General features: G+C 63.4%; 6 protein-coding genes and 1 pseudogene. 1 reads left to right on the forward strand and 6 read right to left on the reverse strand.

Features of this window, described 5'->3' with window-relative positions:
• Positions 1-132: 132 nt before the first annotated feature.
• The 6 genes from uvrA to lexA form a co-directional block, all read right to left on the reverse strand.
• Positions 133-2,655 carry an excinuclease ABC subunit UvrA gene (uvrA, locus tag ACW9IB_RS28415; RefSeq protein ID WP_457416603.1) on the reverse strand — a complete coding sequence of 841 codons (2,523 nt, stop codon included), beginning with the start codon at positions 2,653-2,655 and terminating at the stop codon, positions 133-135.
• On the reverse strand, positions 2,652-4,364 hold the full coding sequence (locus ACW9IB_RS28420) for an ATP-binding protein (protein ID WP_457416613.1): 1,713 nt from the start codon (positions 4,362-4,364) through the stop codon (positions 2,652-2,654). Before ACW9IB_RS28420 ends, uvrA begins: the two co-directional genes overlap by 4 nt.
• 109 nt (positions 4,365-4,473) lie before the next feature.
• On the reverse strand, positions 4,474-7,566 hold the full coding sequence (locus ACW9IB_RS28425) for an error-prone DNA polymerase (RefSeq protein ID WP_457416605.1): 3,093 nt from the start codon (positions 7,564-7,566) through the stop codon (positions 4,474-4,476).
• Positions 7,542-8,954 carry a Y-family DNA polymerase gene (locus ACW9IB_RS28430; protein WP_457416607.1) on the reverse strand — a complete coding sequence of 471 codons (1,413 nt, stop codon included), beginning with the start codon at positions 8,952-8,954 and terminating at the stop codon, positions 7,542-7,544. Before ACW9IB_RS28430 ends, ACW9IB_RS28425 begins: the two co-directional genes overlap by 25 nt.
• A gap of 7 nt (positions 8,955-8,961) precedes the next feature.
• The gene (imuA, locus tag ACW9IB_RS28435) at positions 8,962-9,576 is read right to left on the reverse strand and encodes a translesion DNA synthesis-associated protein ImuA (protein ID WP_457416609.1); all 615 of its coding nucleotides are present in this window, start codon (positions 9,574-9,576) and stop codon (positions 8,962-8,964) included.
• The gene (gene lexA / locus ACW9IB_RS28440) at positions 9,576-10,193 is read right to left on the reverse strand and encodes a transcriptional repressor LexA (RefSeq protein WP_457416611.1); all 618 of its coding nucleotides are present in this window, start codon (positions 10,191-10,193) and stop codon (positions 9,576-9,578) included. The genes imuA and lexA overlap by 1 nt, the downstream gene beginning before the upstream one ends.
• 184 nt (positions 10,194-10,377) lie before the next feature.
• On the opposite strand from lexA, the pseudogene ACW9IB_RS28445 reads away from it, so the two are divergent.
• Positions 10,378-11,507 (forward strand): annotated as a pseudogene (locus ACW9IB_RS28445) (type IV secretion protein Rhs); the annotation flags it as partial.

The following is an 11,507-nucleotide window of genomic DNA, read 5'->3' on the forward strand; positions in this document are numbered from 1 at the left end:
CCTGTGGGAGCTGTCGAGCCCCGGCGAGGCTGCGAAAGCGGTGGGTCAGGTGGCATCTGTGTTGGCAGTGCCGCAGTCATCGCAGCGATGCGGCGACCCGACAAGCCAGCTCCCACAGTTGACCTGCGTTGTTTATGCGTTCAGCTCTCTAGCCAGAAACGGCGCGGTGCGGCTGCTTTTGCTTCTGGCAACCTTCTGCGGCGTGCCGCAAGCCACCACCTTGCCGCCCGAGTCCCCCGCTCCCGGTCCGATATCGATCACCCAGTCACTCTGGGCCACCACCCGCATTTCATGCTCCACCACGACCACCGTGTGCCCCGCCTCCACCAGATGGTTCAACTGGCTGAGCAAACGGTCCACATCCCGGGGATGCAGACCCGTGGTGGGCTCGTCCAGCACATATAAAGTGGCGCCTCGCGCATTGCGTTGCAGCTCGGTGGCCAGCTTGATGCGTTGCGCTTCGCCGCCGGACAGTTCGGTGGCCGGCTGACCCAGGCGCAAGTAGCCCAGGCCGATATCCCGCAGCACCTGCAACGAGCGCAGCACTGCGGGCTGCTCTGCGAACACCTCGACCGCCTGCTCCACCGTCAACCCAAGGATTTCGGCGATGTTGCGGCCTTCCCATTGGATCGCCAACGTCTCGGGGTTGTAGCGTGCGCCGTGGCAGGTTGGGCAAGGTGCGTACACGCTGGGCATGAACAGCAGCTCAACGCTGACAAACCCTTCACCCTCACAATTCGGACAGCGCCCCTTCGCGACGTTGAACGAGAACTGCCCGGCGTCGTAATGACGCTTGCGGGCAGCCGGTGTGGCGGCGAACAGCTTGCGCACGTTATCGAACAGTCCGGTGTAAGTGGCCAGGTTGGAACGCGGCGTGCGACCAATGGGTTTCTGGTCCACCTGCACCAGACGACGAATCTGCTCCAGCCCGGCGCCGATACGTCCGCCGCTGGTCTGCGGGGCGTCGTCTTCCAGGCTCGGCTCTTCGTCGTTCTCCACCACACGGCCAAGACCGGCGCCCACCAGTTCCAGCAGCGCCTGGCTGACCAGGCTGGACTTGCCCGAACCGGAAATCCCGGTGACCGCCGTGAAGCAGCCCAGCGGGAAATCGACGTTCAAGTCATTGAGGTTATTGCGTGTCACCCCCTCGAGCTTCAACCAACCGGTGGGCTCACGACGCACTGCGTTCGACGCGGTTTTTCCGGCGAACAGGTACTCGCGAGTCTGTGAGCCCTCCACTTGCGCCAACCCCGCGGGCGGGCCGCTGTACAGTACCTGCCCACCGTGTTCGCCCGCCGCCGGGCCGACGTCGATCAACCAGTCGGCGCGGCGCATGGTTTCCAGGTCATGTTCCACCACGAATAACGAATTGCCCGCCGCCTTCAAACGCTCCAGCGCCCGGTACAGCGCTTCGCCGTCCGCCGGGTGCAGACCTGCCGAAGGTTCGTCCAACACATAGATCACACCGAACAACTGCGAGCCCAGCTGTGTGGCCAGGCGCAAGCGTTGCAATTCCCCGGAAGACAGGGTCGGTGTGCTGCGCTCCAGGGACAGATACCCCAGGCCCAGCTCCATCAGCGTGCTGACCCGCTCCAGCAAGTCCTGGGCGATACGCTGTGCTGCCAGGCGCTTTTCCACCGACAGTTTCATCTTGTCCTGCCCCGCCGCCACCGGCCTTAGCAACTCGGCAAGGCGTGACAACGACAGTTGCGACAACTCCCCGATGTCCACCCCGGCGAACTTCACCGACAGCGCGGCCTTGTTCAGCCGCTTGCCGTCGCACAACGGGCAGGCGCTGCCCTGCATGAACTGCGAAACGCGCTTTTTCATCAGCGCACTCTGGGTGTGGGTGAAGGTGTGCAGGATATAACGCCGTGCACCGCTGAACGTGCCCTGGTAGCTCGGCTCCAGCTTGCGCTTGAGCGCCTCGCGGGTCTGTTCGGGGGTGAAACCGGCGTACACCGGCGCCGTCGGGGTTTCTTCGGTGAACAGGATCCAGTCGCGCTGTTTTTTCGGCAGGTCGCGCCAGGGAATGTCCACGTCATAACCCAGGGTCACCAGAATGTCGCGCAGGTTCTGGCCCTGCCACGCCAGCGGCCAGGACGCCACCGCACGCTGGCGGATGGTCAGTGAGGGATCGGGCACCATCAGCGCCTCGGTGACCTCGTACACGCGGCCCAGGCCATGGCATTGCGGGCACGCGCCCTGGGGCAGGTTCGGCGAGAAGTCCTCGGCATACAGCATGGCCTGGCCCGGCGGGTAACTGCCGGCACGGGAGTACAGCATGCGGATCAGGCTCGACAAGGTGGTGACACTGCCCACCGACGAGCGCGCACTCGGCGTGCCGCGTTGCTGTTGCAGGGCCACGGCGGGTGGCAGGCCTTCGATGGAGTCCACATCCGGCACGCCCACCTGGTCGATCAGCCGTCGCGCGTAAGGCGCCACCGACTCGAAGTAACGACGTTGCGCTTCGGCATACACCGTGGAAAACGCCAGGGATGACTTGCCCGAGCCGGACACCCCGGTGAATACCACCAGGGCATCGCGGGGAATGTCCACGTCGACATTGCGCAAGTTGTGTTCGCGGGCACCGCGCACCCGGACAAAACCTGAGTGGTGGGCGGTCACAGGTGGAAGGGAACGCTGTGAAGTCATGGACGACCTTGTCGGGCGGCGAGCACGCTGTATACCCGTTGCGTCAGCGCCTCGGGACTGTAGGGCTTGCTCAGCAGATGAATATCGGGGCTCAGCAAATGATTGCTGGAGAGAATGTCACGGGTGTGGCCCGAAGTGAACAGCACGGCCACCGGAGGTTTTTGCGCGCGGGCCCAGTCGGCCAGGTCGGTACTTTTGACCCGACCGGGCATCACGACATCGGTAAAGATCAACTCCGGCAGCAAGCCACCCTGCAATCGCTGCATGGCCTGGTCGCCATCCTCGGCGGTGTGCACGGTGTAACCTGACTGTTCGAGCACTTCCACCACTGTCAGACGTACGCCTTCGTTGTCTTCGACCACCAGGATGGTTTCGTCGCCGCCGCCGGAAAGGGCTGGCTCCACAGGCACGTCGAAACTCTCCGGCGCCAGGCTGTGGGGGAAATACATCTGCACCACCGTGCCCTTGCCCTCCTCGCTCCACATCTCCACATGTCCGCCGCTCTGGCGGACAAAACCGAACACCATGCTCAGGCCCAGGCCGGTACCGTGGCCTTCGCGCTTGGTGGTGAAGAACGGCTCGAACACCCGTTTGAGCACGGCCTGCGACATGCCGCTGCCGGTGTCGGTCACGGCCAGGCGCACGTACTCGCCCGGCTTGATGCTTTTACCCACGCAATCCGCTGGATTGAGGATGATGTTGTCCCCGGTGATGCGAATCACACCCTCGCCTTTCATGGCATCCCGGGCGTTGATCGCCAGATTGAGCAGTGCATTTTCCAACTGGTTGCGGTCGACACTGATGCACCAGGAGTCCTGGGGCAGTTGCACGTCGATATGAATGGTTTCCCCCAGCGCACGTTGCAATAGCTCGCCCAGCCCCGCATAGATGCGCTGCGGGTTGTATACCGCAGGCGATAGGGGCTGGCGCCGGGCAAACGCCAACAGTTGCGACGACAGCTTGGCCCCACGCTCCACCGCGGCAATCGCCGCCGCAACCCGGCGCTGCACCTGGACATTGTCCGCTTCGTGACGGGCCAGCAGATGCAGGTTGCCGGCGATCACTTGCAGCAGGTTATTGAAGTCGTGAGCCACGCCACCGGTCAGGCCGCCGATGGCTTCCAGTTTTTGTGACTGGCGCAATTGGTCTTCGGCGGTATAGCGCGCCTGCACTTCCGCAGCAACGCGCTGCTCCAGGTTGTGGGTCAGCTCCTGGCGCAGCCGCTCCGAATGCACATGTTCGGTGGTCTCCACCACAATCGCCAGGACGCCGGCCGGCTGCTGGTCATCCCCGGCGACCGGGCTGTAATACAGATCGAGCCACACGGTTTCGGGCTTGCCGTTACGCAGCAGCACCAGTTCCTTGTTGTTGAACGACAAAGTGCCACCGCTCAGGCAGGTATCCACCACATGCCGGTTGAAGTCGGCCACTTCCGGCCAGCCCAGTTCCACCGGCGTCCCCAGCAGATACGGGTGCCGGCCGCCGGCAAACGCCGAATAGCTGTCGTTGTAGATCATGTACCCGGCCCGCCCCCACAGCATTACCATCGGTACCGGCGAGGCCAGCATCATTTGCACGGTGCAGGCCAGGCTGGTGGACCAGCGGTCGATCGGCCCCAGGTCGGTGGTCGACCAATCGAACCCGCGAATCCGCCGGGCCATTTCACCGGTCCAACCTTCACAGCCGTGGGGGTTGAATAAAAACTGCATCATTCCGACTCTGCGCAGAGAAAAGACAGTCGCAATTTTTGGAGCATGCCAGGGACGGATGGTTTCATCCATCTCACTTGAGGGGGAATGAGCGCAGAAGCCAACAACCTCAGTGAAAATCCCGGCTGCGCACATGCATGCCCTCCAATAGCGGTGACAGGTCGGTCAAACGTCCGGCGATCAGGTGCCGCACCTCACCCACCGCCTCCCAGCGCCCATCCACCTTGAGCAAACGCGAGCCCACCAGTGCCTGGCGCTGGCGTTCAGCCAAGTCGCGCCAGACCACCACATTGAGGTTGCCGAATTCATCTTCCAGCGTGACAAAGGTCACGCCACTGGCCGTGCCCGGGCGCTGCCGCCCCGTGACCAGCCCCGCGACGCTGACATTGCGCCCATGCTCCACCACCATCAGTTCCCGGGAGCTGCGACAGCGCCGCCTGCGTAACTCCGCGCGCAGCAATGCCAGGGGGTGCGGCCCAAGCGTGGTGCCGACGGTGGCGTAGTCGGCTTGCAGATCCTCGCCCACCGTGGGCGCCGGCAGCATCACCGCAGCTTCGTCCGGTGCAGGCAACCCGGCAAACAGCCCCAACTGTTTGTGCACCCCGGCCACCGCCCAGCGCGCCGTGTGCCGATGGCCAGCCAAGGCACGCAAGGCACCGGCATCCGCCAACAGTGCCTGGGCACGGGCATCCAACCCGGCCCGTGTATCCAGGTCGGCAATGTCGTTGAACGCCTGGCGCTGACGGGCAGCTTCGATGCGCCGCCCGTCCTCTTCGCGAAACCCCGCGATCATGCGCAGCCCCATGCGAATGGCCGGTTGGCCTTCGCCCATCGGCTCCAGGCTGCAATCCCAGTCGCTGGCCTGCACATCCACCGGGCGAATCTGCAAGCGATGGCGCCGCGCATCCTGCAGAATCTGGTCCGGGCTGTAGAAACCCATGGGCCAGCTGTTGATCAGCGCACAGGCAAAGGCCGCCGGCTCATGGCATTTAAGCCAACTGCTGGCATAGGTCAGCAAGGCAAAGCTGGCCGCGTGGGACTCGGGAAAACCATAGCTGCCAAAGCCTTTGATCTGCTCGAAAATCTGCGCCGCGAACGCCTCGGTGTACCCCTTCTTCAACATGCCCTCACGCAGTCGCGCCTGATGCGGTTCAAGGCCGCCGTGACGCTTCCAGGCGGCCATGGAGCGACGCAACTGGTCGGCCTCGCCAGCGCTATATTCAGCGGCGACCATGGCGATCTGCATCACTTGCTCCTGGAACAACGGAATGCCCAGGGTGCGCTTCAACACGCTTTCCAACTCTGACGACGGATAGGTTTCCGGCTCTTCCTGGTTACGTCGTCGCAAGTACGGATGCACCATGCCGCCCTGGATCGGCCCGGGCCGCACGATGGCGACCTCGATCACCAGGTCATAGAAACTCTTGGGCTTGAGCCTGGGCAACATCGCCATCTGCGCCCGCGACTCGATCTGAAACACACCGATGGTGTCGGCCTTGCTGATCATCGCGTAGGTGGCCGCATCGTCCTTGGGGATGGTCGCCAGGGCCATATCGCGCCCCCGGTGGCGACGCAGCAAATCGAAGCAGCGGCGGATCGCGCTGAGCATGCCCAGAGCGAGGATATCCACTTTGAGCAGGCCGACGGCGTCAAGATCGTCCTTGTCCCATTGGATGATGGTGCGCTCGGCCATGGCGGCGTTTTCCACCGGCACCAGCGTGTCCAGCGGATGTTCGGAAATCACGAAACCACCGGGGTGCTGGGACAAGTGACGAGGGAAACCGATCAATTGCCGGGTCAACGTGAGCACCCGTCGCAGAATCGGACTGTCGGGATCGAAGCCACTTTCGCGCAGGCGCTCAAGCGGTGGCGCATCATCGCTCCAGCGCCCGCAGCAGTCGGCCAGGGCATTGATCTGGTCCGGCGGCAGGCCCAGGGCCTTGGCCACATCGCGCACGGCGCCGGCCGCGTGATAACTGCTGACCACCGCCGTCAGCGCCGCACGCGTGCGGCCGTAGCGCTGAAATACATATTGCAGCACTTCTTCGCGACGCTCGTGTTCGAAGTCCACGTCGATATCCGGCGGCTCGTTGCGCTCCCGGGACAGGAAACGCTCGAACAGCAGGCTCGTCAGGCTCGGGTCGATCTCGGTGATGCCCAGGGCAAAACACACCGCCGAATTGGCCGCCGAGCCCCGACCCTGGCACAGGATCGAACGGCTGCGGGCGTACTGGACGATATCGTGCACGGTCAGGAAGTAGCTTTCGTATCCCAGATCGCTGATCAGCTTCAGTTCGCTGTTGATCTGCAGCAGGGTCTTGGCCTCGGCGCCCTTCGGCCAGCGTTGGGCAATGCCTTTTTCGGTGACGGCACGCAACCAGGATTTGGCGTCATATCCTGCGGGCACCAACTCACGCGGATATTGGTAGCGCAGCTGGCTCAAATCGAAGGTACAGCGTTGTGCGATGGCCTGGGTTTCGTCGAGCAAGGCTTGCGGGTACAGCGCAGCCAGGGACGTCAGGCAACGCAGATGCCGCTCGCCATTGGGATGCAGGCGCGTACCGGCTTCGGCTACTGGCACGTGATGGCGGATCGCAGTCATGGTGTCTTGCAAGGCTCGGCGCCCGCGCGCATGCATATGCACATCGCCGCACGCCACGGCGCGAAGGCCCAGGCTGGCCGCCAATTGCAGGCGCTGCTCCAGATGGCGCGCGTCGTCCTGGCCGCAATGCAGGTGTACGGCCAGCCATACGCGCTCGCCGAAGGTATGCCGCAGCCATTGGACCGAGGCCTGGGTGTCGTGGTCGTCGGCTACCCACAAGGCCAGCAAGCCGGATAACGCAGGGTCGAAATCCTCTTTGACCAGGCGGTAACTGCCTTTTTCGGCACGGCGCCGGGCCACCGTAATCAGCCGACACAGGTGCTGGTAACCCACCAGGTTCTCCACCAGCAGCACCAGTTTCGGGCCGCCTTCGATGCGCACTTCGCTGCCGATAATCAGCGGCAACTCCACCGCCTTCGCCGCCTGCCAGGCACGCACGATACCGGCCAAGGTGCATTCGTCGGTGATCGCCAGGGCGCTGTAGCCTTGGCGCTTGGCCCGCTCGAACAACTCCAGCGCGCTGGAGGCGCCCCGCTGGAAGCTGAAATTGGACAGGCAATGCAGTTCGGCGTAACTCATGCGAACCAGCCTTGCAGCCACAACCCGTCGCTTTGCCCCACGGTGCGGTAGGCCCAGCCATGTTGGCCGGTGCGGGTCTGGATCAGGTAATAGTCGCGACGAATGTCGGCGCCGTCCCACCAGCCGGACTCGATGCGCTCCGGCCCCATGAGGATCCGTACGCCCTGCTCGGCCAGCAACGTCGGCTCGGGCAACAGCCAGCCGGGGCGTTGCACCTTGTTCAGGGATGGACACACGTGGCGATCCGTGGTCGTTTGCCAGGCGCATTCGGGACGGTGGTCAGCGTGAAAGCGCAAACCCTGCACCGCTTCATCGCCCAGGCGGGCGCGCAGGCGCTCACGCAGTTGCGCCCAGGGCAAGGTCTGTTGCGGACGGTCATCGAACAGGTCGTGACGCTGCGGTACAAACACCGGCAGGTCCTCGGCCACCAGGCGAAAGCCACGCACCGGCGCACTGACAAGCACCTGCTCCAGACGGCCTCGGGCCAGTTCGAACAGCATCGCCGGTTCGCGCTCGGCGCTGAGCAGGCCGACCTTGATCACGCTGTCCGGCGCCTGGGCGTGTTCAAGGTGCAGGTCAAAGCGTTGCACGCCGCTGTCACGACCACACAGGAAGGCCGACAGATCACTGGTCAGACGACGCAGGGGAAACAGCAACGCCTGGTGGGATTGCACATCGAAATTCAACTCGATGCGCACATCGAAACGATCCGGCGGCTGATAGAACGCCAAGGCCAGGGGCCGTTGCCCGGTGAGTGTATCCAGGTGCTTGAGCACGTCAGACTCAAAGCGCCGCGCCAGGGTATGTCGAGGCAATGCCAGCACCTGGCCCAGGGTACGCAGGCCCATGCGGGACAAGGCGATGGCGACCTGGGGGTCGAGGCCGGCGCGGTCAATGGGCAGCGGCGCCAAAGCCTGCATCAATGCGTCATCATCCACGGCCAGGCCATCGTGGGTATTCACCAGCGCACGTGCCGCCGCCGGGTTGGGGGCAACAACGATGCGGTGGCGAAAGCCCAGTTCGGCCAGCGCCTTGCGCAAACGGGCTTCGAACACCGGCCACGGCCCGAACAGCCCCAGGCTCGACTCGACCTCGAACAACAGCGCACGTGGGTAATACAGGCTGACCTGAGAACTGAACTGGTAGGCCCAGGCGGCAAGGAATTGCTGGCTGCGCGCGATCTCGGCGGGGTCGTATTCGGCGCGGGCAAAGGACTTGGTCAGGGCGTGGGCCGCCGTCAGGGATTGACCAGGATGCAGGCCCAGGGCACGGGCGGCCGCATTGACCGATTGCAACACGCGTCGTTGCGGTGTGCCGGCCAACAGCACCAACGGCTGATCCGGCTCCGGATGCAAACGCAGCACCGCGTCCAGCGCCAATTGCGGGAAGACGATACACACCCAGCGCATGGCAACCTCAGTGCCCCGCCAAGGCAATGGGCGCCGGATGGGCCAGCCCACCCCGGCACTTGAGCACCCGCACCCGCGCCGGGTTTGCTTCCACGGCCAGGCGCAAGGCGGCGGGCGATGCATTGATCGCCTCGCTCAAGGCACGCCAGGCAAACGCCAGGGTCTGCCCGGTTTCCGCCGCCACCTGCAAACGGCGCAAGGCGCGGTCGTCCGCCTTGCGCGGCCAGCACAGCACCGCGCCGCAACTGCCGGAGCGCAGGCATTGCTCCACGGCCCACAAGGTGTCGCGCTCTTTCGCCTGGACCACTGAGAGCTGACGCAGATCCACCCCGGCGTTCTGCCAGGCATGGGGGTACGGCGTATAGGGCGGCGCCACCAGCACAATGCGTTCACCCGCCTGTGATAAACGCGCCAGAGTCGGCAGCACCAGTTGCAATTCTCCCACCCCCTCCCTGGCCATGAGGATTTCACTCAAGGCCGCCTCCGGCCAACCGCCCGTGGGCAACACGGCGTCCAGTGCCGCCAGCCCGGTGGGGTGCACACTGGCCGGGGGCGTAACGGGGCGGCCTTTCCAGACACGCCCGCCATTGAACAGCGTGTCCAGCGCAACGACGGCGCCCATCAGCCTTGCCTCACCAGGCCGCAGAACACCCCTTCGATGGCCAGGTCCTGGTCCGGCCTGACCACGATGGGTTGATACGCGGGGTTGCGCGGCAGCAGGCGCACGCTGTCACCATTACGCTCGAAACGCTTGATGGTCACTTCGCCATCCAGGCGCGCCACCACAATCTGCCCGTTCACTGCCTCGGCACTGCGACGCACGCCGACCAGGTCGCCATCGAGGATGCCATCTTCGATCATCGAGTCGCCCTGCACCCGCAGCAGGTAGTCCGGGGTTTTCGCAAACGTGGCCGGGTCGAGTTGCAGGCGGTTGTGCACTTCGGCATCGGCACCAATCGGCCGGCCGGCCGCCACTCGGCCAAGCACCGGCACGTCCAGCCATTCGCGGCGCATCGGTTGGTTGAGCAAGCGAATGCCCCGGGCCTGGTTGGGATTGACCTCGATAAACCCGGCTTCAGTCAGCGCCAGAACATGCTTGCGCGCCACGCTGCGCGAGGCAAAACCGAACGCCTCGGCGATCTCGGCGAGGCTGGGGGGCTGACCTTGCTGCGCGATACGGTCGCGGATAAACGTCAGGATGGCGGTACGGCGGGGAGTCAGAGTCATCATGGAGTACATTTGTACTCTTTTCGAGTTTTTCTGACAATAACCGCCAGTCGCCTGCAGAAAAACACCTTGTCGAAACATCCCACGCAACCGCCGGATAAGCTCTACTCCCCTCCTCTGACAACCGCTGCAAAGTCCCTCGCCTGAATACACAGTGCGAGGGATTGCAGATGGATGTTCTTGTTGGAGCTGTTTCGTGAACCCGGCCATTGGCAGGCTGGCCCTGACCCCAATGACGGTGAAGACGGTCGATGTCGAGCGCGTCTTCAGTGACTTTCGCGGTTGCCTGAACACCTTTGATGAGTGGGCGGAACGTTTCTGGAGCTTTTCAGCGCTCGAAGTCGAGCAGGTGTTCAAGGTAGGAAATGAGGTCGCGCTGGTCGCGCCTGCCTCCTCGAAAAAACTCAGTCCTGTCGTCGCCCTGTGCGAGGCCCAAGGCTCCATGACCTTGGTGCACATGTTCGAGAGCACGCAGTTCGTGCCCATCGGCAATACGCCGGTGAGGGTCCAGGCGATTGCAACCGATGGCAGCCCGATGGGCGCACCGACCGATCACATCATCGGCCCAAGCGGCATTCTTGAAATCAAGAACTGTACCCGCGACCAGAAATACCAGATCACTTTTTACCCCAACGTTTCCAGGGATCACGTCAGGGCGTTGTACGCGTCTTATCAGTCAGTGATTGCAGAGCTGGAGGAACGCCTGCGCGAAGCGTGGACCGACATCTTTCAGGATCAATGGAAAACCTACAGCAACGCCGGCCCGCTCGATCAACGCAGGATGCTGGAAACGGCGTTTCTTCGCGGAATGGGTAAGGCGCTTTACAACCTGTGGGACAACGTCACGCAACTCTACGACCTGTTGCTCCACATCCAACCCAACAGCGAAAAACTGCTGCAGTACCTCTCCGAAACCGAGCTTGATGAACTGCTGACTCTAGACCGCGAGTCCATTGCCAAGGGCTTGTTGGTACTCAGTGATGAGCCTTTGTTGTTCATCTATCTGTCGGCGATAGCCAGCTGGATTCGATTGTTGCCGCCGCAGGAAATGAACGAAGTGATGGGAGAAATCACCGGCGAGGTGTTGATCAACTTGCTGTTGATTCGGGCAATCGGGGCTATGGGGGTGACCGTGCGCCTGGGCAAACAGGTGGTCAGTCAAATCAAGTCCGACCGGGCGCGGCAGTTGTTGGAGTTACTGGACCGGCAGCTAGTCGGTCCCGAGCTGCAAACCCACGCCGAGACAGCTAAACCCTTGTTGCTTGGCAGCACTGCAACACCGATCAAGGTGATTCCGGATGTCCCGCTGAAAGCCGGGGACGAGCT

The sequence above is a fragment of the Pseudomonas sp. SDO524_S393 genome (assembly GCF_054071875.1).